The following is a 26,048-nucleotide window of genomic DNA, read 5'->3' on the forward strand; positions in this document are numbered from 1 at the left end:
CCGTCGGTTGGCGCCGCGAGCTGCCCCCAGTCGCCTTCCCGCCCCCGACGGAAGCGGGGCTGAGCCCCGGCGGTGTCGCTGCCGGGAGCCCGTCGGTTGGCGCCGCGAGCTGCCCCCAGTCGCCTTCCCGCCCCCGACGGAAGCGGGGCTGAGCCCCGGCGGTGTCGCTGCCGGGAGCCCGTCGGCCGGCGCCGCGAGCCGCCCCCGCCCCCGCCCCCTCCCCGCCCCCGACGGAGGCGGGGCTGAGCCCCGGCGGCCGGTGCGGGAGGCGACTGCCGGTGGCCGGGAGTCGCTCCCAGCCCCTCCTCCGCCCTTTCCCGCCCACGGCTCCCTGCCTCCGCTCCCGCCTCCGCCCTGCCCGGCCCCGGCGGGACGCCGGGGCCGAGACCCGTCGGGCGTCGTCGGTTGGCGGAGCCGTTACGCTGGAGGCGTGGCAGTCGTCGATGTATCCGAAGAGCTCAAGTCCCTCTCCTCGACCATGGAGTCGATCGAGGCCGTTCTGGACCTCGACAAGCTGAGGGCAGACATCGCCGTGCTCGAGGAGCAGGCGGCCGCGCCGTCCCTGTGGGACAACCCGGACGAGGCGCAGAAGATCACCAGCAAGCTCTCCCACCTCCAAGCCGAGGTCAGGAAGGCGGAGGCGCTGCGCGGGCGGATCGACGATCTCGCCGTGCTCTTCGAGATGGCCGAGGAGGAGGACGACCCGGACACCCGCGCCGAGGCCGAGTCCGAGCTCGCCGCCGTCCGCAAGGCGCTGGACGAGATGGAGGTCCGGACGCTGCTCAGCGGTGAGTACGACTCCCGCGAAGCGCTCGTGAACATCCGCGCGGAGGCCGGCGGCGTCGACGCCGCCGACTTCGCCGAGAAGCTCCAGCGCATGTACCTGCGCTGGGCCGAGCAGCACGGATACAAGACCGAGGTCTACGAGACGTCGTACGCGGAAGAGGCCGGCATCAAGTCGACCACCTTCGCCGTCCAGGTGCCGTACGCCTACGGCACCCTCTCCGTCGAGCAGGGCACCCACCGCCTCGTGCGCATCTCGCCGTACGACAACCAGGGCCGCCGCCAGACCTCCTTCGCCGGCGTCGAGATCCTCCCCGTGGTCGAGCAGACCGACCACATCGAGATCGACGAGTCCGAGCTGCGCGTGGACGTGTACCGCTCCTCGGGCCCCGGCGGCCAGGGCGTCAACACCACCGACTCCGCGGTGCGCCTGACCCACATCCCCACCGGCATCGTCGTCTCCTGCCAGAACGAGCGGTCGCAGATCCAGAACAAGGCGACCGCCATGAACGTCCTCCAGGCCAAGCTCCTGGAGCGGCGCCGGCAGGAGGAGCAGGCCAAGATGGACGCCCTCAAGGGCGACGGCGGCAACTCCTGGGGCAACCAGATGCGGTCGTACGTGCTGCACCCGTACCAGATGGTCAAGGACCTGCGCACCGAGTACGAGGTGGGCAACCCCGAGGCCGTCTTCAACGGCGAGATCGACGGCTTCCTGGAGGCCGGAATTCGCTGGCGCAAGCAGCAGGAGAAGTAACTTTGTCGACTTGCCCATGACGGGCCGAACGATCGTGAACTGCCGCCCCCGTGGCGGCAGTTCTCGTTTGTCCCGGGAATGTCTGGGTTTTACGTCACACTCACACGCTTCAACTCCCCGCATTCCGCGCGCAACTGGACATCGCGCGCGCAACGGCCTTGACGTTGCTTTGAAAAATGGGAAGGGTGAAGCGTGGCATGCGTATCTCTGGGGCGCATGTGAACCGGGGGACTTGGCAACGCCTTTACCGCCCCCGTCGATCACGGCCGGCCCCATGCGCCCGCTCATTGACTATCAGCTACTGGGGGTAGCAACCAGATGACCAAGAAGACGCGGATCCGGGTCGCGCGGATAGCCGCCTGTGCCGTGATCGCCGCCGGTGCCTCGCTGACCGCGGCCGGCGCGGCCTCCGCCCTCTCCATCGGCGTCAGCGCCGACGAGACCGGCGTCTCCGCCAACGTCAACCTCGGTGCGGACGACGAGACGCCCGACCCGGGTCCGAGCGACACCGGAATCCCGACCGCACCGGCCACCAGCGAGCCCGCCTCCACGCCGCCCGCGAGCCAGGAGCCCTCCGAGTCGAGCGAGCCCACGGACGAGCCGACCCAGCCGACCGACGAGCCCACCGAGCCCACGGACGAGCCGACCAGCGACACCCCGTCCGACGGCAGCACCAGCGGCAGCGGCAGCGGCAGCCACGGCGGCGGCAACAACACCGGCACCGACGGCAACTCCGGCACCTCCGCCCAGGAGGCGGGTACCTCCTCCCTCACGGACACCGGCTCCGACACGTCGAACACCCAGGCCCAGGGTGGCGGCGACCAGCTCGCCGAGACCGGTGCCGCGCAGACGACCTTCCTGATCGTCGGCGCCGCCACCATGATCGCCGGTGGTGTCGGCTTCCGCGTCCTGCCGCGCCTCATGGGCGGCCGCGGCGGCGCCGCGGCCTGACGGTAGCCCTACGCTCACGGAGCGTACGAGCGACGCATGAGGAAGGGCCCGGAGCTACGGCTCCGGGCCCTTTCGCGCTGGGGTCGCGCCCCCGGGTCCGCGCCTGGGTAAGAACTTCGCTACGCGGTCTGGTGCGCCAACAGCGCCACCGCGGCGATCAGCACCGCCAGCAGCCCGATCAGCGCCATCGGGTTCAGACCGCCGAGGAAACTCTCCTGCTGAAGACGCTCGCGGTTGGCGCGGCACACGGGGCACCGGCCTTCGTTCACGGGCGCCGCACAGTTCGCGCACACCAACCGGTCGTACGTCATGCGCTCGCCCTCCTTGCACCGGCCATTACCTACACAACGCTCCGCGGAACGAGAACGTTCCCCTCCCACTGTGCCAGGTTCACCCCGAAAGAGCGCGGCCGTCCGCGGAGCCCGTACCGGTTCTCCGGGGCGTCGGGGGGAATCCGTCCCGGAACAAAACAGCACAAGCACCGCTCAACCATGACCGGCGCCTGCGCTTCCTCACCCGGTTCGCGTATGGTCACGCTCATCTACCCCCGGCGACCCGTGGTGCATCCGTGATCCGATTCGACAATGTCTCCAAGGTCTACCCCAAGCAGACCCGCCCCGCACTCAGGGATGTGTCCCTGGAAGTGGAGAAGGGCGAGTTCGTGTTCCTCGTGGGGTCCTCCGGCTCCGGAAAGTCCACCTTCCTGCGGCTGGTGCTCCGCGAGGAGCGATGCAGCCACGGCCAGGTGCACGTCCTGGGCAAGGACCTCGCCCGGCTGTCCAACTGGAAGGTGCCCCAGATGCGCCGCCAGCTCGGGACGGTCTTCCAGGACTTCCGGCTGCTGCCCAACAAGACGGTCGCCGAGAACGTGGCCTTCGCCCAGGAGGTCATCGGCAAGTCCAAGGGCGAGATCCGCAAGTCCGTGCCCCAGGTGCTCGACCTCGTCGGGCTCGGCGGCAAGGAGGACCGCATGCCCGGCGAGCTGTCCGGCGGTGAGCAGCAGCGCGTGGCCATCGCGCGCGCCTTCGTGAACCGGCCCAAACTGCTGATCGCGGACGAGCCCACGGGCAACCTCGACCCGCAGACCTCGGTCGGCATCATGAAGCTCCTGGACCGCATCAACCGCACCGGCACCACCGTGATCATGGCCACCCACGACCAGAACATCGTGGACCAGATGCGCAAGCGCGTCATCGAGCTGGAGAAGGGCCGCCTCGTCCGCGACCAGGCCCGCGGCGTCTACGGCTACCAGCACTGACCGCCACGACTTCGCAGACGTCCACGGAAAGGCATAACCCGACGCCATGCGCGCCTCGTTCGTAATGTCGGAGATCGGTGTCGGTCTCCGCCGCAATCTGACGATGACCTTCGCGGTCGTCGTCTCGGTCGCCCTGTCCCTGGCGCTCTTCGGCGGCTCGCTCCTCATGAGCGACCAGGTCAACACCATGAAGGGCTACTGGTACGACAAGGTCAACGTCTCGATCTTCCTCTGCAACAAGAGCGACGCCGAATCGGACCCCAACTGCGCCAAGGGCGCGGTCACCGAGGACCAGAAGAAGCAGATCAAGGCCGACCTCGACAAGATGACCTCGATCGTGCAGAAGGTCACCTACGAGTCGCAGGACGAGGCGTACAAGCACTACAAGGAGCAGTTCGGCGACTCGCCGCTGGCCGACTCCCTCACGCCGGACCAGATGCAGGAGTCGTACCGGATCAAGCTCAAGGACCCGCAGAAGTACCAGGTGGTCGCCACTGCCTTCGACGGCCGTGACGGGGTCCAGTCCGTGCAGGACCAGAAGGGCATCCTGGACAACCTCTTCGGTCTGCTCAACGGCATGAACTGGGCGGCCCGCATGGTCATGGCCCTGATGCTGGTGGTCGCCTTGATGCTGATCGTCAACACCGTGCGTGTCTCGGCGTTCAGCCGTCGGCGCGAGACCGGCATCATGCGCCTGGTCGGCGCCTCCGGCTTCTACATCCAGGCCCCGTTCATCGCGGAGGCCGCCGTCGCCGGTCTGATCGGCGGCACGGTGGCGTGCGGATTCCTGGTGGTGGCCCGCTACTTCATCATCGACCACGGCCTGGCCCTCTCCCAGAAGCTGAACCTGATCAACTTCATCGGCTGGGACGCGGTGCTGACGAAACTCCCGCTCATCCTGGCGACGAGCCTGCTGATGCCGGCGTTGGCCGCCTTCTTCGCGCTGCGCAAGTACCTGAAGGTTTGACCGCTCCCCTCCCGAGAGGGAGGGGATTCCTGGCTCGGACCGCCTCCTGGAGCAGCGCTCCAGGAGGTCTTGTGTCTTCGGTGCCAGCCGGGGCCAGACCGGCCCGGACGAGCATCACACGTGCGGAGTTCTTGTCCCGTGGGGACACCACTCCGCACGCGGTGCACGTGTAGGTTCGTTCCGACAACGGGAGGGCGTGCTTGGTTCTCGCTCCGCACCTTCCGCAGTCCATCGTGGTGTGGGCGGGATGCACGAGACGAATGTCCCGCCCATGTTTGCGAGCCATCTCGACCAGTGCCTTCTTCGTGGCGCCGATGGCGGCGTCGGCTGCTTTGCGGGCCATGGTCGTTCTGGCGAGGAACTTCGGTCGGAAGCCCTCGACCGCGATGACGTCGTGGTCGGTCACGACCCTTTTCGCCCACTTGCGTGCGCTGTCCTGCCGCTGCCGAGCGATCTTCGCGTAGGCCTCGGCGCGCCATTTTTTCGCCTCAAGATAGCCTTTCGAGACGGTCTGTCCTTTTCGGGGCTTGCGGCGAGCCATCATTCGGTCGTATCGAGTCATCCTTGTCTGAGCCTTGCGGCCATGCTGGGGGTGCGGAAGATCGTGTGCGTCGGAGGTCGTGGTGGCGGTCTCCTTGACACCCCAGTCCACGCCGAGCACGTGGCCCGTAGCGGGCAGCGGCTGCACCTTGGCAGTGATCACGAAGGAGCAGTACCAGTGCCCGGCGCGGTCCCGGTACACGCGTACCGAGGAGGGCGCGGCGGGCAGCCTCCGAGACCACACCACGGTCAGCACGATTCCCCCGGCGAGGTGTAGGCGGCCGCTCTTCAGCCGGAAACCACGTTTCGTGTAGTTCAGGCTCGGCGATGCGTCGCGCTTCTTCTTGTGCTTGGGCATTCCGGTCCGTTGCCGCTGTGGCAGGCGTCCCCTGATGTCTTTCTGCGCCTTCGCCCGGGGCTTGCCGAAGTAACGGATGACCTGCTGCTGCGGCACACTGCAGCCCGCAGCCAACCAGGGGGTCACAGCACGAGCAGCGGTCAACATGCGATCAAGTTGTGCCGGACCGCAGGTCTCGGCCGCCTGATGGGCCCTCTTCGATCGGGCCACACATTCGTTCCAGATCCATCGGCAGCGCCCCCACTCGGCCAGCAGCGCCTTCCGGGCGCAGGACGACACCCGCAGTCGATAGGTGTACCGGACATGCCCAGCCGCCGTCTCGGCCTCCTGGCGCCTCTGGGTCATGTCGTCGGTTCCTCTGGTCAGTCGTTCCGCGTCCGTCACCAGACCGTATGCGCGAAGTCCGAACGTCCGGCCGCTGTCGGGCCTTTGCCACTCTGGCGAGTGAACTCTTGATCACCGCGTGGACGATGCGTTCCCCATGGGACAGAGATGCGTGATGGATGCCACGAGGGCCGTACGGGCAACCGCCCGTGCGGCCCTTTTCGTTGTCCTAGACTCACCGGCATGTCAGGCCGAGAGCTGTTCTGTCAGTCCCGCCGGGTTCGCCGGGGGGCGGCTCTGACGTTGGTGTTCGCAGGGCTGTTGGTGACCGGGGCGGCCACCGGGGCGTTCCCCGACCCCGGGCAGCCCGACCGGAAGACACCCGCCAAGGACGCGCGTCCGGCGCCCCGGCGCGAGGACGTCGCCGAGGCCGCCGCCGAGGCCATGGCCGACGGCAAGTCCCCCGTGGAGGCCGCCGAACGGGCCGTGAGCCGCAGCGGGGACCGGTGGGCAGCGGTCTACTCCGAGGGCGAGTACCAGGAGTTCGAGGAAGCGCTCGACGGCCAGTACACGGGTGTGGGGCTGTGGGCGCGGCGGGAGCGGGACGGCCGTATCGAGGTGACCCGGGTGCAGGCCGGGTCGCCGGCGTCGGAGGCGGGCGTCCGGAAGGGCGACCGGCTGCGCAGCGTGGACGGGACGGACGTCGACGGGCGGCCCGTCACCGACGTCGTCTCGTTACTGCGCGGTGACGCCACCGACGCCCGCGCCGGTACGACCGTCACCCTCGGCCTCCAGCGAGGTACGCGCGCGTGGCGCGAGACCGTGCGCCGGGCGCTGCTGTCCACCGACTCGGTGACCGTGCGCAAGGCGGCCGCCGGCATCACCGTCATCAGGATCTCCGCCTTCACCAAGGGCTCGGGCGACCTGGTGCGCGACGCGGTCCGGCAGGCCCCCGCCGACGGCGGGATCGTCCTCGACCTGCGTGGCAACTCCGGCGGCCTGGTCACCGAGGCCGTCACCGCCGCCTCCGCCTTCCTCGACGGCGGCCTCGTCGCCACCTACGACGTGCACGGCGTGGAGCGCTCCCTGCACGCCGAGCCCGGCGGCGACACCGTCAGACCCCTGGTCGCGCTCGTCGACGGCGGCACCATGAGCGCGGCCGAGATGCTCACCGGCGCCCTCCAGGACCGCGGCCGCGCGGTCGTCCTCGGCACCCGCACCTTCGGCAAGGGCTCCATCCAGATGCCGACCCGGCTCCCCGACGGCTCGGTCGCCGAGCTCACCGTCGGCCACTACCGAACCCCCTCGGGCCACGCCGTCGACGGCCGGGGCATCACCCCCGACCTGGAGGTGGGCTCCGGGGCGCTGCGGCGGGCGGAGACCGTGCTGAGCGGGCTCGGCGACCCCTCGTAGCACCCGCATAACCGCTTCCCTCGCACCCCCTCCGTAGTGCGAAAATGGAGGGCACTATGGCCAAGGGAATGTACGTACCGAAAGAGTCCCAGCAGAAGCAGCAGGGGACGGCCGCCAAAGCCAGGGACGGCGAGAAGGGCGGCAAGCGCAAGATCGTCGCGCAGAACAAGAAGGCGCGGCACGACTACGCGATCATCGACACCTACGAGGCCGGCCTGGTGCTGTCCGGCACCGAGGTGAAGTCGCTGCGTCAGGGCCGGGCCTCGCTGGTCGACGGCTTCGTGCAGATCGACGGGAACGAGGCGTGGCTGCACAACGCCCACATCCCCGAGTACAGCCAGGGCACCTGGACCAACCACTCGGTGCGCCGCAAGCGCAAGCTGCTGCTGCACCGGGAGGAGATCGACAAGCTGGAGGCCAAGGCCCAGGAGACCGGTCACACGATCGTGCCCCTCGCCCTGTACTTCAAGGACGGCCGGGCCAAGGCGGAGATCGCCCTCGCGCGAGGCAAGAAGGAGTACGACAAGCGGCAGACCCTGCGCGAGCAGCAGGACCGCCGGGAGGCGGGGCGCGCCATCGCCGCGGCGAAGCGGCGGCAGCGGGGGGCGTAGGCGCGCGGGAATGCAGTGGCATCGGCGGGCGTTGGTCACGTACGATGGCACCAACACCGGGGGAAGCCGGTGTGAAGATTGAAAAATCAACATGGGGATGATCGGTTTCGACAGCGGATGTCGAGGCAGGGGAAGCGTGTCGAGAAAGCGGCCATGATCTCGTAAACCACAGGCCGAAAAAAATAATCGCCACTTCCAAGCGCGATTCCTCCCAGCAGGCCTTCGCCCTCGCTGCCTGATCTCAGGTAGCGATCGCGAGCCTCCTACACGGGAGTGTCAGCCCGGGGCTGTTCCCGACCCGGATCCTGGCATCAGCTAGGGAACTAAACCTTGATCCCGGTCACGGGGTGAAGAGGGAAATCTAACAGTGACTGGGCCCGTCGGCGACTTGTTCGCGTGATCGCCGGGGCCGAGAAAATCACAGCGAACTGCACACGGAGAAGCCCTGGTTCCGCACCGTTGGACGCGGGTTCGATTCCCGCCATCTCCACAGTCTCCATGTCACGAAGGCCCGGTGGTCCCCGACCACCGGGCCTTCGTCGTGTCCGCGAGGCCGCCGTCCGGCCGTCTTGTGAAGATTGACGCCGCTCAGTCAAAAAACCTTCACAGAGATTGCGCAGCTTCACTAAAGTGCCTACGCGCGTCGGGCCGAGCCGACCGTGAGGCAAAGAGATTCCACCATTTACAGCGACATGACTCAACGGATCAAAGAACTGCTGGACGGTGGCTTCTCAGCCGCGTCCGCACTTGGCGAAGAGATCCAGCACAGGGTTGAGTCCGGAGATTTCGAGTGGGCGACGCTGCTCGGCGCGGAGCTCGCCCGGAGGGCCGCTCATGAAGGCGCGGAGTCGTCCGAACACACCTTCCTGCTCGACCGGTTGCAGACCGCTCTCGCCGCAACGGCGGGCCGGCAGAGCCTGCGCGCTCTGATGTGCCTGCCAAGCACCCTGCAGACCGGAGAGCCGGCACGGACCAGGGCCGAGCGACGCCTGGCCCAGATGGTGGCCCTGGGGCAGCGGCCTGCGGACATCGTCCCGGTCGTCTATGGCGAGCAGCTCGGCACCGCGGCGTCGGACGAGTTCAGAGCCTGCCTGCTGCAGGAGCTGGTACTCGCAGGCGTCGCAGTCCCGGAGCACCCCCTGCTGCAATCCTTCGGCGAAGCGCTCGTGGCGGAGGAGCACCCGCTGGCACCTCTGCCGCTCCACCTGCTGCCGGCGGAGCGTGCGCTGCTCAGGCCAGAACACGCTCCGCACGACTGGACGTGGGCGTCGCCCCCGGCAACGGTGGCGAAGCACAGCGATCGACCCCCACTCCACGTCTCGCCGGAGATGCGTCGGCGCACGGTCGCGATCGATCCGGCGGACACCACCATCCCGGAAGTGGCCGGGGCCATGACCGCTGCGGTGCGGCACTGGCTTCAGGAGTCCAACGGCAGGGTCGCCGCGCAGGAGTTCTGGTCCGCGTCCCCTGTCTCACCGGACGACTTCGCAGCCGTCTTCGAGCGGCTGCCACTCACAGCATGGCCGATGGGGGAGGCCAGGCCCTTCCTATACTCGGCCGCCTCCGACAGAGTGCTGCAGGTGCTGCTCACCACGGCGGTGCGCAGCCCCGCCTACGGCACCGGCATGTTCGGTGCGTACGGGCGACTCGCTGCCTGGCGCTCCCTGGGCGGCCTGGTCGGCGCCGCCCCGGACGCGCCGATCGGTCACACGGCCATGCTGGTCGAACAGGCCCACTGGTTGATCGCCGACCCCTCGTCGGACTGGTTCCATCAAGTGGCCTGGGACCTCGCCGTGGTCGCCTTGCGACCAGGCGGCCAGGAGATCGCGGTCCTCACGGCAACGGACACGGACTGATTCCCGGTGACCACAGCACCGCCCGTGCGCGAGCCGCGTGGGTGACAACGGATACGTGATCGGAGCCAACCCAGTATGACCTGCGAAGAACCACGGTTCCTGCTCGTGCAGGCCCGGGGAGGGCCGTCGCCGCTGTACGAGCCGGAAGTCTCCTGGGCCGACCCGGACCACGACGCCTTCACCCGTGACGTCCCGCTGGATGACGACCGGCTGGCCCTCCCCAAGGAGCTGGCCGAAGCGCTGCACTGCTGGGTACTCACCCGCCCGAAGGAGGGTTTCGTCTCCCGTCCCGAGCTGCGGAGGCACGTCTCACAGGGCCTGGCTCTCGCCCAGCGGCTGGCCCGGCACCTCGGGCCGTCGTGGGCGGTGCGCTACCGGGACGAGCGCCACAGGTCGGCGAAGTGGGTGTGCTGGGGCTGCGACCGTCTCCACTGGGAACGCGACAGCCACGGCACGCCGCCACACCCGATCGACATCACGGTCGAGGGCGAGTTCAAGTACGGTCCCCTGCGCTCCGACGGGTTCGGGGACTTCTTCCCCGACGATCCGGCCGCCGCGCTGGACCTGTCCGAGGGGCTCATAGCCGATCTGTACGCATGGGCCAAGGGCATCGACGACACCCTCAACCTGGACCTGCGGTACCGGGAGGACGGCAAGTACGACGCTGAGTGGGAGAGGCTGTTCCGCACGGGCTCGGCACTCGCGCAACGCCTCGCGCACGAGATCGGTGAGTCGCGGACGGTGACCTACAAGGGCCTGGCGAACGGTGGTCTGGCCGCCATCACGTCGGTCAGCTGGCGAGGAGACCGGCAGTTGTAGCGCGAGGGTGTGTGCCCGAGGACCGGCCGCGCACGACGACCTTGGCGCCTGCACCCGCAGGATCCCGCTGGACAGTGACCGGCCGGCCCTCCCGGCGGACCTGGCCGACCGGGACGCCGTCACGGCCGAGGGCGAGCGGGTGGATTTCCTGCCCGCCGAGGTCCGTAGCGCGCTCGCCAATTGTGCGCGCCATTGCACTGCGGACGTGGCCCTCGGCGGCGTTCCGTTTCGGGGTGGTTCCCGGTGCGGAGCGCCGTTTCGTGTGTGCTGTCAGAGGGCCTCGCGCGGCGCCGTGCTCGCCCGTTCCGTCAGCCGAGGCGCCAGTAGCGTCGCCTCCGGCACGTCCGCTTCGCCGCCCAGTTTCCGCATCAGCAACTCCGCCGCCCGCTCCCCGAGTTCCGCGGCCGGCAGGGCCACCGAGGTGACCGGGACGCGGAGGGACGTCGCCAGTTCGTCGGGGCAGATCGCGGTGACCGACAGGTCGGTGGGGACGCGGAGGCCGAGGTGCTCGAAGGCTTCGACCAGGGGTTCCAGGGCCGCCTCGTTGTGGACGACGACGCCCGTCAACGCCGGCTGTTCGCGCAGCAGCCGCTCGGCGACCCGGCGTGCTCCGGCGGGGGTCGCCTCGCAGGGGTGGACGGAGGACGCCATCGCGTTGCGGTCGGCGGCGGCCGTGAACCCCTGGACCACCCGCTGGGCGAACGCGGTCTCCCGGACGTACACCTCCGGCGGCGACCCGACAAGCGCCACCACCCGGTGCCCCAGCCCCGCCAGTCGCTCCACGCACAGCTCACCGGCCGCACGGAAGTCCAGGTCGACGCAGGTCAGACCCTCGGCGGACGCGGGGAAGCCGATCAGCACCGACGGGCGTTCCAGCGTGCGCAGCAGCGGCAGCCGGGGGTCGTGGAGCTGGACGTCCATCACGATCAGGGCGTCGACCAGCGCCGTGTCGGCGACCCGGTGCAGGCCCTCCTCGCCCTCCTCCTGGGTGAGGAGCAGCACGTCGTGGTCGTACCGGCGGGCCGTGGTCACCACCGACACCGCGAACTGCATCACCACCGGGACGTGGATCCCGGTGCGTAAGGGGATCACCAGGGCGAGCACGTTGGAGCGGCTGCTGGCGAGGGCGCGGGCGCCGGCGTGCGGGCGGTAGCCCAGCTCCCGGACGGCCGCCTGGACACGGCGCCGGGTCTCCTCCGAGATTGGGCGCTTGCCGCTGAGCGCGTAGGACACGGTGCTGGGGGAGACCCCCGCGTGCCGGGCCACGTCCGTGATCTTCACCATCGGCCCAGCTCCAGCGAGAGGAACCCGGTACCGGCCGCCGCCCGCGCCGTCCGCTCCCCGGCCGCCAGGCTCCAGGCCGAAGCCGGCTCACTGCACGAGGCCCGCAGGGTGTTCCCCTCGCGTACGACGGTGAAGGTGACCTCCCCGACCGGGACCGTGACCTGCGCGCCACGCTCAAGGCCGTACGCCCGCAGGGTCACCCCGTCGGCGTGGTCGTAGTCGGGCCGGTCGGCCACCGCGCCCACCGGGATCACGGCTCCCGGCCGGACCAGCAGCGGAAGGCTCAGGAAGTCGTGGCGCTCGCGGATCCAGCGGGGGCCGGTGACCGTGCGGCCGGTAAGGAAGTGGGTCCAGGTGCCCTCGGGGCAGTAGTAGGCCACCTGTCCCTCGTCGTCGAACACCGGCGCCACCAGCAGGTCCGGCCCCAGCATGTACTGGCGTTCCAGATGCGCGCACCCGGGGTCGTCCGGGAACTCCAGCACCATCGCGCGCATCATCGGCAGCCCCTCGGCGGCAGCGGTGCGCGCCACCTCGTACAGGTACGGCATCAGGCTCAGCTTCAGCCGGGTGAAGTGCCGCAGCACGACCACCGACTCCTCGTCGAACAGCCACGGCACCCGGTACGACGACGAACCGTGCAGCCTGCTGTGCGAGGACAGCAGCCCGAAGGCCAGCCACCGCTTGAACAGCGCCGGGGTCGGGGTGCCCTCGAAGCCGCCGATGTCGTGGCTCCAGTAGCCGAAGCCGGACAGGCCGAGCGACAGACCGCCGCGCAGCGACTCGGCCATCGCCTCGTACGTCGACTCGCAGTCGCCGCCCCAGTGCACCGGGAACTGCTGGCTCCCGGCGGTCGCCGACCGCGCGAACACCACCGCCTCCCCCTCCCCGCGGTGCTTGCGCAGCACCTCGAAGACGGTCCGGTTGTACAGGTAGGTGTAGTAGTTGTGCATCCGCTCCGGGTCCGAGCCGTCGGACCAGGCCACGTCCACCGGGACGCGTTCCCCGAAGTCGGTCTTGAAGCAGTCGACACCCTGGGCGAGCAGGGCCGCCAGCTTGGCCGCGTACCAGTCACGCGCCGCCGGGGAGGTGAAGTCCACCAGCGCCATCCCCGGTTGCCACAGGTCCCACTGCCACACGCTGCCGTCCGGTCGCCGCAGCAGGTGCCCCAGCGCCTTGCCCTCGGCGAACAGCGGCGACCGCTGCGCGATGTACGGGTTGATCCACACGCACACCCGGAGCCCGCGCTCACGCAGCCGCCCCAGCATCCCCTCCGGATCCGGGAAGACCCGCGGGTCCCACTCGAAGTCGCACCAGTTGAACTCCCGCATCCAGAAGCAGTCGAAGTGGAAGACGGAGAGCGGAAGTTCGCGCTCCCGCATGCCGTCGATGAAGGACGTCACCGTCTTCTCGTCGTAGGAGGTGGTGAAGGACGTGGAGAGCCACAGGCCGAAGGACCAGGCCGGCGGGAGCGCCGGGCGGCCGGTCAGGGCCGTGTACGTGCGCAGGATCTCCTTCGGGCTCGGGCCGTGGATGACGTAGTACGTCAACTGCTGCGACTCCACGCTGAACTGGACCCGCGACACCGCCTCCGAGCCGACCTCGAACGACACCTTCCCCGGATGGTCGACGAAGACCCCGTACCCCGCGTCGGTGAGGTAGAACGGGACGTTCTTGTAGGCCTGTTCGGTGGCCGTGCCGCCGTCCGCGTTCCAGATGTCGACCACCTGGCCGTTCCTGACGAGCGGGCCGAAGCGTTCCCCGAGGCCGTAGACCGAGGTGCCGACGCCCAGGCCCAGTTGCTCCCGCAGGTAGTGGGCGCCGGTCGCGGAGTCCCGCATGATGCCCATGCCCTTGGGGCCGCTGGAGGTGAGGGTGCGGCCACCGGCGAGGAAGTCCAGCCGCCAGGGCGCGGTCCGGCTCAGCCGCAGCGACAGCGAACCGGAGACCAGGGTCGCGTACTCGTCGTCGTACGACACCTGGGACGCGAGGTCGGCCCGGCCCAGCTCGAAGTGCGGGCCGCGTGGCTGTTCGCCCTCGAAGTGGGTGAAGGTGACGCCGATGACGTCGGGCATCGGGGTGTGGGCGGTGATCGTCAGGACGGGTCCCCTCAGCAGGTCGCCGCGGTGGCGGATGGGCCGGGTCGGCGCATGGATCTCCAGCGCGCCCTCCGCGGCCGTGACGTCGAGGACCTCGACCGGGTGGTCCGCGGTGACGCCCTCGCGCAGCAGCCAGTAGCCGTCGGTGAACTTCACTCACGTACCCCCTACTTGACGGCGCCCACGGCGATGCCCCGGGTGAGCGTGCGCTGGAAGACGAGGAAGAAGACGATCGCCGGGAGCACGCCCAGCAGGGCGGCCGCGTTGGTCATCGTGGCGTCCATCAGGCGCTGGCCCTGGAGGACGCCGAGGGCGACGGAGACCGTCTGGTTGTCGTTGGAGATCAGCATGACCAGCGGCAGCAGGAACTCGTTCCAGGTCCAGATGAAGAAGAAGACCAGCAGCACGCCGAGGGTCGGGCGGCTGACCGGGACGACGATCCGGACCAGGATCTGCCACTTGTCGGCGCCGTCGATCCGGGCCGCCTCGATGATCTCGCGCGGGAACTGCCCGAGGACCGCGGAGAGGAGGTACGTCCCGAACGCCGACTGGATCACCGTGAACACGATGATCACGCTGAGCCTGGTGTCGTACAGGCCCGCCTGCTTGCTCAGGTAGTACAGCGGGTAGACCAGCGCTTCCTGCGGCAGCAGGTTGGCCAGCACGAAGAAGGCCAGCACCCAGGTGCGGCCCCGGATCCGGCCGACGCCGATCGCATAGGCGTTGAGGACGGACAGGACGCTGGCGAGCAGCGCCACCGAGCCGCTGATCAGGGTGGAGTTGACGAGCTTCTGGGTGTAGTCGACGCGCTGCCAGAAGTCCTTGAGGCCGTCGAGGTAGAGGCCGTGGGGGAGGCTCAGCGGGCCGCTTCGGGAGTACTCGGCCGGGGACTTCACCGCGTTGACCGCCACGATGAGGAACGGGACGACCATGAAGAGGGCGGCGAGGCAGAGGGCGAGCAGGACCGGGTAGCGGCGCAGTGCGGTCATGAGTCCTCCACCCGACTCTGCAGCTTCAGGCCCAGCACGGCCAGGGCCAGGATGATCACCGTGAGGACCGTGGAGATCGCCGAGCCGTAGCCGACCTGGGTCTTCTCGAAGAACGTGGTGAAGGAGAAGTAGGAGGGGACGTCGGTGGCGCCGCCGGGGCCGCCCTTCGTCAGCACGTACACCGCGCCGAAGACCTTCAGCGCGGCGATCGTGCACCAGGTCAGGACCACGTACACCTCGGGGCGGATCCCCGGCACCGTGATGTGCCGGAAGCGGCGCCACCAGCCGGCGCCGTCCAGCTCGGCCGCCTCGTACAACTGGGGGTCGACGCGGCCGAGCCCGGCCATGAAGACGACCAGCGGGAAGCCGAGCTGGACCCAGACGAGCACACCCATCACCGTGTAGAGGGCGAGGTCCGGGTCGCCGAGCCAGTCCTGCTGCCAGGAGCCCAGGCCGACCGCCTTCAGGAGGGCGTTGAGGGAACCGTTGTCCGGGGCCAGGATCCAGCTCCAGACGATGCCGGCCACCGCGACCGGCAGGACCTGCGGGAGGTAGAAGCAGGCGCGCAGGACCGCCGCGATCCGGGTGCCGAAGTGCTTGCCGACGTAGTCGAACAGGGCGGCGGCCAGCACCAGTCCGAGCACGGTGGGGAGCACCGCCATCGCGACGACCATGAAGAGGCTGTGCCGGAACGACGCCCAGAACTCGGAGTCGTGCAGCAGCTCACGGTAGTTGGCGAGCCCGGACCAGTGCGGGCTGCCCACGCCCTGCCAGTCGGTGAAGCCGAGGCCCGTGTTCATCAGGAACGGGACGACCACGACCGCGAGGAAGGCGAGGGCACCGGGGAGCAGGAACAGGGCGTACGAGTCCCGGCGCACCCTCACTTGGTGCCCTTGTCGTACGCCGTCTGGAGGTTGCTCAGGTAGGCGTCGGGTTTCTCGCTGCCCGTGATCAGCTTCTGGGTCTCGGAGACCAGGGTGTCGTAGAAGCCGGCGATCGGCCAGTCCGGGTAGAAGGCCAGGCCGTCGCGCTTGCTGACGGTGTTGAAGTCGGCGATGAGCTGCTTCGACTTGGGGTCGGTGATGGCGCCCGGGTCGGCCGCGACCGGGACTCCGCCCTTGTTGCCGAGCAGGTTCTGGATCTTCTTCGACATGGTGATGTCGATGAAGTCGTAGGCGAGGTCCTTGTTCCCGGAGTTCTTCGGTACGACCCACAGATTGCCGCCCGAGCCCAGGGTGAGGTTCGAGCCGGGCCACAGGAAGCTGCCCCAGTCGAACTTCGCCTCCGACTGGAAGCGGCCGTACCACCAGCTGCCGGAGAACAGGATCGGCGCCTTGCCCTGGATGAACGAGACGCCCGCCTGCTCGGCGGTGGTCCCGCTGGACGTCTTCGCGATGTAGCCCTTCTTCACCCAGTCGGCGAAGGTGTCCGCCGCGTACGTCCAGGCGGTGTCGTGGAAGTCGACCTTGCCCTTGTACAGCTCGTACCTGTCGACCCACGAGCGGTCGGCCTTCGACAGCGCCAGCTGGTACAGGTACTGCTGGGCCAGGTACTCGGAGCCCGCGTTGGCGAGCGGGGTGACCTTGTTCTGGACGAACTTCCCCATCGCCGCCGTGAGGTCGTCGAACGTCCTCGGCTCGGCGATCCCGTACTTCTTGAACAGGTCCTTGTTGTAGTAAACCATCGTGTACTCGGCGTAGTTGGGCACTCCGTACCACTTGCCGGAGCCCATCACGCCGTCGGCGTCGTACTGGCTGGTGGTGCGCACGCCCGCGCTGAGTTCCCTGTCCCAGCCGCGCTTGGCCGCCTCCGCGGTCAGGTCGGTCAGGAGCCCCTGCTTGGAGAGGAGTCCCGCCGTCGCGTTGCCCTTGTTGTACTCCATGAGGTCAGGGGCGTCGGAGGAGTTGAGGACCATCGGAGCGGTCTTCTGGATCTGCTCGAAGCTCTTCTCCTCGTACTTCACCTTCACGCCGGGATGGCTCGCCTCGAACTCCTTGACGGCCTCGTTCCAGGCGATGCCCATCGCGCTGTTCGGGGCCTCGTAGTGCCACAGCCGCAGCGTCTTGGCGTCGGACGTGCTGCCGCCCGAGCCGCCGCAGGAGGTCAGCAGCAGTGATCCGGAGAGGACCACCGCCGCCGCCGTCAGCCGTCGTATCCGCCCTGTTCGCGTTCGTGTCGTCGACATCCAGTGCCTCCAGGGGAGTTGTGGATGATGCTCGTCCCGCGTCGAATCGATTCGATGCCGGACGTCGAAGCGCTTCGACGATGGAAGGTAGGCGGAGGCTGCGGGACCGTCAATGGGGCCGACGGGATTTGTGCGAAGCGATTCGACTGATGGTGTGGATCAGGAAGGCCGTGGCGGCCGCGGTGACCGGGGTGAGGTAGGCGGCCGTCGGAGCGAGGTGCTCCGCCGCCCAGCCGCCGGCCGCGGAACCCGTCGCGACACCGGTCAGCAGGGCGGTGACGACGAGGCTCATCCCCTCGTTGAGGCGCCCCTCCGGGGTGCGGTCCTGGACCAGGGTCATCGCCGTCACCATGGTCGGCGCGGTCGCCATACCGGCCGCGAGCAGGGCAGGGGCGACGGCCCACAGCGAGTCGAGGGTGCGGGCCGCGAGCAGGGGCAGGGACATCAGGGCCGCCATCGCCAACAGGCAGACCGGCAGTCGTCGTTCGGCCGGGCCGGTAGGTCTGAGCGCCCCGTACACCAGGCCCGCCGCGCAGGACCCGGCGGCCTGGAGCGCGAGGACGGCACCGGCGGCCGAACGGTGGCCCTGCGCGTCGGCGTAGGCGATGGTGACGACCTCCATCGAGCCGAACACCGCACCGGTGGCGACGAAGCAGGCGAGGAGGGCGGCGAGACGCAGCGGGGTCCTCGCGGTGCTCGTGGCGGGCCGGGGCGGCGGCTCGGTGGCGCGCTGGGCGGTGAACAGCAGCATCCCGGTGAGCAGCAGCACCGCGCCGACCAGGGTGCCGGCCTCGGGGAAGAAGGTGCCGGTGAGGAAGGCGGCGAGGACCGGGCCGAGCATGAAGCACAGCTCGTCGGCGGCCTGTTCGAAGGAGTTGGCGGTGTGCAGGGCGTCCGGGTCATCGCGCAGCAGATGGGCCCAGCGGGCGCGGGACATGCCGCCCAGGTTGGGGGTGGTGGCGGTGGCCGCGTAGGCGGCGAACAGGGTCCAGTCCGGGGTGCCGAACCGGACGCAGAGCAGCAGGGCGAGGCTGCCGAGGACGGCGGTGACCGTGGCGGGCACCGCGACCCTGGCCTGCCCGTACCGGTCGACGAGCCGCGCGATCCACGGCCCGGCCACGCCGGTGGCGGCGAGGCCGGTCGCGGTGACGGCACCGGCCAGGGCGTACGAGCCACGGGCGCCGGCGATCATCACGACCGCGCTGACGCTGAACATGCCCATGGGGAGCCGGGCGATGAGGTTCCCGACGGTGAAGGCCCGGGTGCCGGGGCGGGCGAAGAGACGGCGGTAGGGGCCGGGCGGGCGGGATCCGGAGCGGGAGGGGGAGGGGGAGCGCGAGGGGCCGTCGAACCGGGGGCTGAAATCGACGGTGACGAGGGAGTCGGCGGTGACGGTGTGGGTGAACGCGCGGGGGGCCGGATGGGTTGGAGGGGTGGGGTGGGTCGAACGGGTGGGGCGGGTCGGCCTGATCGGCCGGGCTGGTTGCGGCATGGACACCACCGTCGCGCCGGGCGGTGCGTGGGGTCCAACACCTGATCAGCGCCGATTCACGCACCTGTGTTGTAAGTTCGCCCGATGTCGTCGCCCGCGTCGTCCGCCCGTATCGACCCCCGGCTCCTGCGCGTCTTCGTCACCGTCGCCGAGGAGCTGCACTTCACCCGTGCCGCCGCCCGGCTCTACGTCGCACAGCAGTCGCTCAGCCGGGATGTACGGCGGCTGGAGCGGGAGTTGGGCGCCGAGCTGTTCCTGCGCACCACCCGGCAGGTCACCCTGACCCCCGACGGCGTCCGGCTGCTGCCCTACGCCCGCCGGGTGCTGGCCGCCCAGGACGCGTTGCTCGCCGCGTTCGGGCAGGCCAGGCCGCTGCTGGTGGACCTGAACTCGCCGGGCCTCGAAACCGGCCGCCGGGTGCTGCACCGCGCCCGCGAACTCACCCCGGACTGCGAGCTGATGGCCCGCTACGAGAGCGGGCTCACCGGAGCGGCGGCCGAACTCCTCGCCGGGCGGCTCGACGTGTCCTTCGGACGGTTCGCGGGACTCGACCCGGCGCTGCGCTCCGGCCTCGAACACCTGCCCGTTCGATTCGAACCCATGGCCGTAATGCTTCCCTCGGACCACCGGCTGGCGGCCCTGGAGGCGGTGCCGCTGGCCGCGCTGGCGGGCGAGACCGTGTACGCCGGCGCCGGGAACGAACGCACTCTGGAATGGACCGACCTGGCCTTTCATCTCTTCGAGGGGCGACGGATCACCGTCGCCCCGCCGCTGCCGTTGGCTGTCGGCGAGGAGGAGTTCCAGCGCGTGATGGCCAAGGACCGGTATCCCGTTCTCGCGGTAGTGGGTTTTCCGGCCATACCTGGAAGCGTGTCGCGGCCCTTGGTCGATCCGGTGCCGTTGTCGCCCGTGTCGCTCGTGTGGCGAAAAGGGCTGGTCCATCCGGGAGTCGACGCGCTACGGCGGGCGGCAGCCGAGATCGGGCACGCGGAAGGGTGGCTTCAGCGACCGGCCGACGGGTGGATTCCGGCCAGTGATCAAGAGGTGATGGACGACCACAAATGACACATCCGGACAACGGCACCCTCGCGTGCGCTAGCTTCATGGCCCCGGGTACGGAGAGCTGGAAGGGGGCGCTCGGAACGGGTGGGGGCCCGATCCGTTGACGTGTGCTCGGGTTCGTCAGCGTGCCCGGAACTGTCCCGTGGGGGGATGTGCGCGCATGAGGAACTGGCGAGAAGAGACCCAACCGGTGGCGGGGAGTGCCGAGGAGGTGCCGCTGATCGGTTGCGCGGAGGACGTGCCGCTGGTCGGGGGAGACGAGCCCGGGGGCGCCGGGGCGGCGGGTACCGGGGCAGCCGGTGCCGGTGCCGGTGCCGGTGCCGGGCCGAGTGGGTTCCGGGTGAGCGGTGGTGGTGGCGTCGGCGCCGGGGCGGCCGAGGCGGCCGAGGCGGTGACAGAGGTGCTGCGGACGGCGGAGCCGTTACGGAACCCCTGGAGCATCGTCGAGGCGGCCGCGGGCCGTCCGCGGGCCCCCCACCGGACGACCGTCGAGCACGACGCCGGCGAGGTGCGGACCCGCCCCGGCGAGCGGGAGACCTCCGACGCACCCGTCCCCGCGTCCGCGGACGCGGGGACGCGCCGCAGCCGCCGGTTCCGCAGGATCGGGATGGCCATCGGGCTGGCCTGCGCCGCCTACGCGGCCGTCATCGTCGTCACCCTGCTGTCCGGCAGCTCGGACGCGCCCTGGCTGCCGCTGCCCGGGCAGCACGGCGACCAGCCGGCCGGCCGGGTCGAGAACTCACCGGCGCCCAGCGGCTCCGCCCGGTCCTCGGACGGCGGCTCCTCGGTGGCGGGCCCGGCCGTGAGCGACGGCACGACCCCCTCGGCCGGCGCGTCGCCCCGGGCGTCCGGCACCGGCAAGCCGGGAGCGGCCCGGCCGAGCCCGTCGACGTCGGCGAAGGCGACCCCGCCGGCCGGGGTCAGGGCCACCGGCTCCTCGCCGGACCCCGGGGCGTCGTCCACGGACGCATCACCGACCGCGTCGTCACCGTCACCGGCCACCCCGGCCTCCCCGCCGGTCTCACCCTCGGCCGGACCCAGCGAGTCGGCGACGCCGACCGGGGGCGGTTCTTGAACGGGCACGGTCGCCTAGGGGCCGGTCGCGGCTCCGCCACCGGTCGCCGCGGAACGACCGGCCTCGGTGTCGGGAGCTACCCGTCCCTGCGCCGCTGGGACGGCATCACCTTCTCCACGGCTTTTTGGATGTGCGTGACGGTCTGGCCACTGTTCACGCGTAAAACACGGTCCGTCTCGGCCGACCACCGCGGCGTGATCTCCGCATTCACGTCTGCGTCACCGCCCATGGTGATGGTATCGGCCCGGCATGGTTACTCTCTGGCGTTTTCTCTAGGCAGCCGTGACACGTAAATGCCGAACTCGGCCAGGGACTTCTCCAGGTCCTCCCGCCCTGCGTCGTCCCCGGGCAGGAGCGAGAGCCGGGGCCTCGCGAAGCGTTCGGCTCCCGTGTGCACTGCGCTCGCGAGGTCAGGGACAGACGAGCGGTCGATCACCTTCCCGTCGTGAACGGTCTCGATCGAGCCGTCCTTCGCGCGCCGGAACGTCAGCGAGAAGGACGAGTCGACGGCGGACGTCGTGAAGAACCGGTCTCGGCCCGGCAGGAAACGGCGCAGACCGTCCAAGAGGAGGGTTAGCGAAAGGTAGATCATCATCGCTTGGTCCGGGGTGTGGTCCCGGGAGCTCGCCTCTCCGCGGTCACCCCGGACGTCGATGTGCCCCAGGTCGAACCCGGACGGCGGGGGTGCCTCGCTCTCGTCCACGGAGAACACGAACTCCATCGAGACCACTCCTTCCTTTCAGACGGCGCTCTTCCCCATGGGGAAGAACGTGATGATGTTGTTTCCGTCGTGCGAGTCGACGGTCACGCTGTACCGCGCGCTGTGCCCATTGACGGTCATTCTCTTCTCGAAGGTTTGGATGCGCTTGGCGGGATCCGAGATGCGGGTGCCGCGCTTGACGATCGTCTTGGCGGCGGCGTGAACCTGTTCCCTTGTCGTCGTGGGCGGCATCATGTCCGCGTGCCTGGTCGACGGGTTCGTGCCGGTGATATGCCTGGACTCGATGTGGATCCACCCCTTCTTGAGGTCGCCGGTCTCCAGACGCGGTGTCGTACGGCACAGTGCGAGTCCGAAGGGGTCGATCCACACCATCGGGTTGGGTACGTACCAGCCGGGGTTCGGGCCGCCGCCCAAGCCGATCGGGTCGAGGCTCAAGTACCGCCCCAGAGCGGGGTCGTAGTACCGGTGGTAGTTGTAGTGCAGCCCGGTCTCGTCGTCGTGGTACTGGCCGGGGAAGCGGAACGGGCACGACGTTCCGATGCCTGGATCGGCCAGCGGCAAGCCCCACAGCGTGGTGCGCAGCCGCCAGCCCGTCTCGCCTGTGTCGTCGATCAACTCCGTCGGCGCACCGACGAGGTCGGTGACGATGGCGTAGAACCGCGCGTCGATGTCCGCCTGCGGCGTGGAGGGCGTGGCCTGTGACACTGCCTGGGCGACCGGTTCACCGGTGTGCGGGGACCACTCCCAGCTGAGCACCTGGTCGCCATCCCCGCCGCACTGCTCGGCCAGTTCGTTGCCGTCCCAGATGAAGTCGGTCGACGACAGTTCCGCTCCGTCCTCCGCCAGCAGTCGCTTGGCGACACGCCTGCCGAAGGCGTCGTAGGCGTATCTCCAGCGGCGGCCGTCCGGGGTGACTACTTCAACAAGCCGGTCTTCGTTGTTCCAGCCGTACCGCCACTCGTGTGAGCCGCCCGAGAGCAGTCTCCGGGTGCGTCGGACCATCCGGCCCTGTGCGTCGTGCTCGAAGAAGGTTCTGCCTGCCTGCCGGGTGCCCAACGGGCCGTAACTTCGTCGGCCCGCCGTCTCCTCGGACTCGGCTGGCTGAGTTACGGTTCCTGTCCAGGACGCGTGTGTGACGTCCCCGGCCGGGTCGTAGGCGTACCCCTCTGTCCAGGAGTCGGCGGTGACCGAGATGACACGGCCCACCGAGTCGAGTTCGAACCGCCGACTGCCCGAGACGCTGTCGGCCACGCCGACGGGATGGTGGTCGGCGCGATAGAAGTAGCCGCGCAGCAGCGCCGACCGTTCCGGAACGCCGCTGACACTCTGCGCCACCAGCCTGTCGTCCCCGTCCCAACGCCGGGTGAGCTCCACCGGGCCGAGCCGGCGTCCGGTCTCCCGGCCGGTCCGGTCGTAGCCGAGAGTCATGGACCGGCCTGCCATGTGCAGCGCAACCGGCCGATTGTCGGCGTCGTACTCCCAGGTACTGCGCAGACCGCTCGGCGTGCACCGTTGCACGCGTCGGCCGATAGCGTCGTAGGTGCTGTGGATTGTACGTCCGTTGCACGTTTCGCGGACGATCCGGCCCAGGGCGTCCCGTTCCAGTGTCACCAGAGCCGCAGAGTTCTCGGCCCGTACCACGCGCCCGAGTGCGTCGTACGCGAAGGTGGTCACACCGTCCGGGGTGCGCTGTTCGACAAGATTGCCGAGGAGGTCTCGGCCGTAGTGCGTGCTGCGCCCCAGCGCGTCGGTACGGGAGACCAGTTGGTTCGCTGCATCGTACGCGTACGTGAGGACACGCCCGGAGAAGTCCTCCTCCTTGGTCGTGTTGCCGACGGCGTCGTACGTATAGCTCCAGGTTCGCCCTGCAGCGTCGGTCACACCCGTGAGCCGGCGTTCCGTATCGTGCCGGAAGAGAAGCCGGGAGCCGTCGGGGCCGGTGCGCGCGGTGATCACTCCGAAGTGCGTGTACTCGCTCCGGGTGACCCCGCCGACCGGATCGTGATGCTCGGTCTCATTGCCCTCGTCGTCGTAGCTCCAGCGCTCCGTCGCGCCGCCGGGTGTGACGCGCCAGGTCATGCGGCCCTCGGGCGTCCAGCCGTACCGCGTCTCGGCGCCGCGCGCGTCGGTCATGGCGACGACCCGCCCGAAAGAGTCGTACGTGAACCGGGTCACCGCCCCCAGCGCGTCGGTGACGGCGTCGACGCGCCCGTGGTCGTCGTACCGGAAGTGCCGCGTCTGCCCAAGCCCGTCCGACACAGCCACCATCCGGCCGGTGCGGTCATAGGCGTGACGGGTAGTCGCTCCCGCGGGATCGGTCACGGCGAGCAGGCAGCCGCGTTCGTCGTACTCGAAACGCCACTCGGAGGCGTCGACCTCCGTGACGCGCACCGGCAATCGGAGTTCGTTGTACTCGGCCGTGGCCTCCAGCCCATCGGGACGGACCACCGTCCGCAGGTTCCCATCCAGGGTGTACGCGTAGCGAGTTGTCCGCCCCAGAGCGTCGGTCTCCGCAAGCACTCGGTCGTTGTCGTCCCACTCGGTCGTGGTGGTGTGACCGAGGGGGTTGGTCTCCTCGGTGACGCGGAAGTCCCGGTCGTACCGGTAGACGGTGGCGCGGCCCAGCGAGTCGACATAGACCGTCGTGTGCCGGTCCACGTCGTACTGGAAGGTCCCGTTGTGAAAGCCGTCGGAGCCGATGGTTCGGATGCACCGGCCTTCCTCGTCGTACACGTACTGGTAGTCGGTGTCGTTGCGGTCCCGCCACGTGGTGATCCGGTGTTCCGCGTCGTATGACAGCCTCAGCGCGCGTTCCGAGGAGTCGTATGTCTCAGAGAGGTTACCGGCCTCGTCGTAGCGGTACCGTGCGATCACCGGGCGGCCCGGGGCACTGTCCAATCGCAGGGCAGTGACGCGCCGATCGGCTGTTTCCAACCCCAGCCGGTAGCCACCCTCGCGGAGTACCGCTCGCGGCACACCATCGGTGTCGTACTCGACGTCGACGCGACTGCCGTCCCGTTCGCTGATCCTTATCAGCCGCAACTCCGAGGTGGTCAGCCCTGGCAGGGCACGGAAGTGCCGGGTCTGACCCGTGTCGGGCACCAGCAGGCGCATCCCGTCGATCTCGGAGCCAGGGGCGCCGGACCATCCCAACGGCCAGCGCGGGCCCATGACGGGCAGCATCGGCAGGCCGGCCTCCGGCGTCGGATAGTGGAGCACCATGCCGTCCGCGGTCACCAGGCGGACCCCGTCGGCGTCCAACAGCACACGCTCGTCCAGTACCGAACTCCAGGACGACCCGAACCACTGGCCGTCCCGGAACGAGGACACGTGATGCCGTTCGAAGACAAGGGGCCGCGTCCCGAGCAGTTCCACGTCCACGACCGAGGCCACTACGTCACCCGTCACGACGTCGACGGGATCGCTCTTGCAACGCCGCTCGGCCATCAGCTGAGCCTCTCGGCGCAGCTTGCCCATGTTGCCCCGGGCTGCCTTTGCCATGCCCTTGAGTCCCAGCTTGCCAAGTCCCCGCATACCCTTGGCGAGTTTGCCGAGGCTGGTGATGCCCTTGCCGCCGGGTATGCAGTCCATGGCGGCGAAGGCCACGTCCCATAGGGAGGCTTGGCCCTTGGAGTATTTGTAGAGGGTGTCGGCGAGGACGACGAGTGCGGCGATCAGCACGATGGCGCCGAGGATGGGTCCGCCGATGATCATCGCGATGATGCCGACGACGGCGACGACGACCTTGCAGACGGTGACGATGGTGTCCCAGTTGTCCTCGAACCAGTGACCGATGTCCTGCCACCAGTGCCGGTTCGGGATCCCGGCGTCCGAGGCTTCGTCGATCTTCCGCTTCGCCTCACCCGCTGCGTCGTCGCGCATCTTCCGGGCGTCCTCGGCCATCTTCTTCGCGGCGTCGAGGGCGTTCTGGGCGGAGGTGACGTCCGACTGGGCCTTGGTGTGCGCGGACTTGGCGCTCTGCACGTCCCGGGTGGCGGCCCGCACCTTGCCTTCGTCCGGCTTGTCGGCGTCCGATTTGCTGCCGGTGGGGTCGTCCTTGTACTTGTCGGCTTCCTTGGTGGCACGGGTGACCCAGGAATCGGCCGAGGAGAGACGGGACTTTGCGGAGGACAGGTCGGACTGTGCCTCTTTCGCCTTGGCGAGGGCCTTGTCGGCCAGGGCCTGGGCGCGCTCCAGCTTGGGCCAGTAGTCCGCGAGGGCGTCTCCGCACAGCTCGTAGGACTTCTTCAGCTTCTTCAGGTTCTTCGGGACGTCCTTGAACTGCTCCTTGAAGACCTCCGCCGACTTCCCGGCCCACTGGAGAAGAGCGTCCTCGCCGGCCATGCCCTTGACCAGACGCAGCGCGTCGGAGACGTCGTCGGCGAAGGTGTGCAGCTGTGCGGCGAGGGTGCGGACGCGTTGCGGGTCACCCGGGGTGGGGTCCTTGTCGAGGTCGAGTGGATGCCAGTCCGCCGGTCGGTACCCCGCCATGATCTCGCAACCCCCGTCG

At 69.4% G+C, this 26,048-nt stretch carries 20 protein-coding genes and 1 other RNA gene; 11 read left to right on the forward strand and 10 right to left on the reverse strand.

All coding sequences use genetic code 11. The annotated features are described in order from the left end of the window. Window positions 1-430: 430 nt before the first annotated feature. A complete protein-coding gene (gene prfB, locus ACZ3KP_RS34560; RefSeq protein WP_132890500.1) occupies window positions 431-1,537 on the forward strand; it encodes a peptide chain release factor 2 in 1,107 nt (368 codons plus the stop codon). A 318-nt stretch (window positions 1,538-1,855) separates the two neighbouring features. Beyond that, the gene (locus ACZ3KP_RS34565) at window positions 1,856-2,488 is read left to right on the forward strand and encodes a hypothetical protein (RefSeq protein ID WP_467504410.1); all 633 of its coding nucleotides are present in this window, start codon (window positions 1,856-1,858) and stop codon (window positions 2,486-2,488) included. A gap of 119 nt (window positions 2,489-2,607) precedes the next feature. On the opposite strand, the gene ACZ3KP_RS34570 is transcribed toward ACZ3KP_RS34565, so the two are convergent. Beyond that, the gene (locus tag ACZ3KP_RS34570; RefSeq protein ID WP_046729173.1) at window positions 2,608-2,799 is read right to left on the reverse strand and encodes a hypothetical protein; all 192 of its coding nucleotides are present in this window, start codon (window positions 2,797-2,799) and stop codon (window positions 2,608-2,610) included. A gap of 257 nt (window positions 2,800-3,056) precedes the next feature. On the opposite strand from ACZ3KP_RS34570, the gene ftsE reads away from it, so the two are divergent. Then, window positions 3,057-3,746 (forward strand): cell division ATP-binding protein FtsE, encoded by a 690-nt coding sequence (ftsE, locus tag ACZ3KP_RS34575; protein WP_046729172.1) that lies wholly within the window; start codon window positions 3,057-3,059, stop codon window positions 3,744-3,746. A gap of 46 nt (window positions 3,747-3,792) precedes the next feature. Further along, window positions 3,793-4,713, forward strand: coding sequence for a permease-like cell division protein FtsX (gene ftsX / locus ACZ3KP_RS34580; RefSeq protein ID WP_132890502.1), 921 nt, complete (start codon window positions 3,793-3,795; stop codon window positions 4,711-4,713). Here the strand turns inward: ftsX and ACZ3KP_RS34585 are convergent. Next, window positions 4,640-5,956, reverse strand: a complete 1,317-nt coding sequence (locus tag ACZ3KP_RS34585) for an RNA-guided endonuclease InsQ/TnpB family protein (RefSeq protein WP_467504412.1) — start codon at window positions 5,954-5,956, stop codon at window positions 4,640-4,642. The genes ftsX and ACZ3KP_RS34585 overlap by 74 nt on opposite strands. Window positions 5,957-6,178: 222 nt before the next feature. Between ACZ3KP_RS34585 and ACZ3KP_RS34590 the strand changes: the two genes are divergently transcribed. The 5 genes from ACZ3KP_RS34590 to ACZ3KP_RS34610 all read left to right on the forward strand — a co-directional run bounded on the left by ACZ3KP_RS34590 (window position 6,179) and on the right by ACZ3KP_RS34610 (window position 10,634). After that, window positions 6,179-7,348 (forward strand): S41 family peptidase, encoded by a 1,170-nt coding sequence (locus ACZ3KP_RS34590; protein ID WP_467504413.1) that lies wholly within the window; start codon window positions 6,179-6,181, stop codon window positions 7,346-7,348. A gap of 68 nt (window positions 7,349-7,416) precedes the next feature. Beyond that, on the forward strand, window positions 7,417-7,959 hold the full coding sequence (gene smpB, locus ACZ3KP_RS34595) for an SsrA-binding protein SmpB (protein WP_467504534.1): 543 nt from the start codon (window positions 7,417-7,419) through the stop codon (window positions 7,957-7,959). Between the two features lie 93 nt (window positions 7,960-8,052). Then, window positions 8,053-8,452: a transfer-messenger RNA gene (gene ssrA / locus ACZ3KP_RS34600) on the forward strand. A gap of 199 nt (window positions 8,453-8,651) precedes the next feature. Further along, on the forward strand, window positions 8,652-9,815 hold the full coding sequence (locus ACZ3KP_RS34605) for a DUF6183 family protein (RefSeq protein WP_467504415.1): 1,164 nt from the start codon (window positions 8,652-8,654) through the stop codon (window positions 9,813-9,815). 75 nt (window positions 9,816-9,890) lie between these two features. Then, entirely contained in the window at window positions 9,891-10,634 is a 744-nt protein-coding gene (locus tag ACZ3KP_RS34610; RefSeq protein WP_467504417.1) for a hypothetical protein, read from the forward strand. A 270-nt stretch (window positions 10,635-10,904) separates the two neighbouring features. Here ACZ3KP_RS34610 and ACZ3KP_RS34615 read toward each other — a convergent pair whose 3' ends face one another. The 6 genes from ACZ3KP_RS34615 to ACZ3KP_RS34640 form a co-directional block, all read right to left on the reverse strand. Next, window positions 10,905-11,918: a LacI family DNA-binding transcriptional regulator gene (locus ACZ3KP_RS34615; protein ID WP_467504419.1), complete on the reverse strand. Its 1,014-nt coding sequence runs from the start codon at window positions 11,916-11,918 to the stop codon at window positions 10,905-10,907. Continuing rightward, window positions 11,912-14,170, reverse strand: a complete 2,259-nt coding sequence (gene yicI / locus ACZ3KP_RS34620) for an alpha-xylosidase (protein ID WP_467504421.1) — start codon at window positions 14,168-14,170, stop codon at window positions 11,912-11,914. The genes ACZ3KP_RS34615 and yicI overlap by 7 nt, the downstream gene beginning before the upstream one ends. 11 nt (window positions 14,171-14,181) lie before the next feature. Continuing rightward, complete coding sequence (locus ACZ3KP_RS34625; RefSeq protein WP_467504422.1) at window positions 14,182-15,003, reverse strand: carbohydrate ABC transporter permease; 822 nt, start codon at window positions 15,001-15,003, stop codon at window positions 14,182-14,184. Next, on the reverse strand, window positions 15,000-15,887 hold the full coding sequence (locus ACZ3KP_RS34630) for a carbohydrate ABC transporter permease (protein ID WP_467504423.1): 888 nt from the start codon (window positions 15,885-15,887) through the stop codon (window positions 15,000-15,002). The genes ACZ3KP_RS34625 and ACZ3KP_RS34630 overlap by 4 nt, the downstream gene beginning before the upstream one ends. Beyond that, complete coding sequence (locus tag ACZ3KP_RS34635) at window positions 15,884-17,188, reverse strand: ABC transporter substrate-binding protein (RefSeq protein WP_467504425.1); 1,305 nt, start codon at window positions 17,186-17,188, stop codon at window positions 15,884-15,886. Before ACZ3KP_RS34635 ends, ACZ3KP_RS34630 begins: the two co-directional genes overlap by 4 nt. Window positions 17,189-17,297: 109 nt before the next feature. Continuing rightward, the gene (locus ACZ3KP_RS34640; RefSeq protein WP_467504427.1) at window positions 17,298-18,680 is read right to left on the reverse strand and encodes an MFS transporter; all 1,383 of its coding nucleotides are present in this window, start codon (window positions 18,678-18,680) and stop codon (window positions 17,298-17,300) included. Window positions 18,681-18,764: 84 nt separating this feature from the next. On the opposite strand from ACZ3KP_RS34640, the gene ACZ3KP_RS34645 reads away from it, so the two are divergent. Together ACZ3KP_RS34645 and ACZ3KP_RS34650 are read left to right on the forward strand one after the other, a co-directional pair. Next, entirely contained in the window at window positions 18,765-19,745 is a 981-nt protein-coding gene (locus tag ACZ3KP_RS34645; RefSeq protein ID WP_467504429.1) for a LysR family transcriptional regulator, read from the forward strand. A gap of 157 nt (window positions 19,746-19,902) precedes the next feature. Next, window positions 19,903-20,817 (forward strand): hypothetical protein, encoded by a 915-nt coding sequence (locus ACZ3KP_RS34650; protein WP_467504430.1) that lies wholly within the window; start codon window positions 19,903-19,905, stop codon window positions 20,815-20,817. A 253-nt stretch (window positions 20,818-21,070) separates the two neighbouring features. Here the strand turns inward: ACZ3KP_RS34650 and ACZ3KP_RS34655 are convergent, their stop codons facing one another. Both ACZ3KP_RS34655 and ACZ3KP_RS34660 read right to left on the reverse strand, forming a co-directional pair. Continuing rightward, the gene (locus tag ACZ3KP_RS34655) at window positions 21,071-21,520 is read right to left on the reverse strand and encodes a hypothetical protein (RefSeq protein ID WP_467504431.1); all 450 of its coding nucleotides are present in this window, start codon (window positions 21,518-21,520) and stop codon (window positions 21,071-21,073) included. A gap of 36 nt (window positions 21,521-21,556) precedes the next feature. Then, window positions 21,557-26,029, reverse strand: coding sequence for an RHS repeat-associated core domain-containing protein (locus ACZ3KP_RS34660; RefSeq protein ID WP_467504433.1), 4,473 nt, complete (start codon window positions 26,027-26,029; stop codon window positions 21,557-21,559). Window positions 26,030-26,048 lie beyond the last annotated feature (19 nt).

The sequence above is a fragment of the Streptomyces sp. NPDC020958 genome (genome assembly GCF_055562175.1).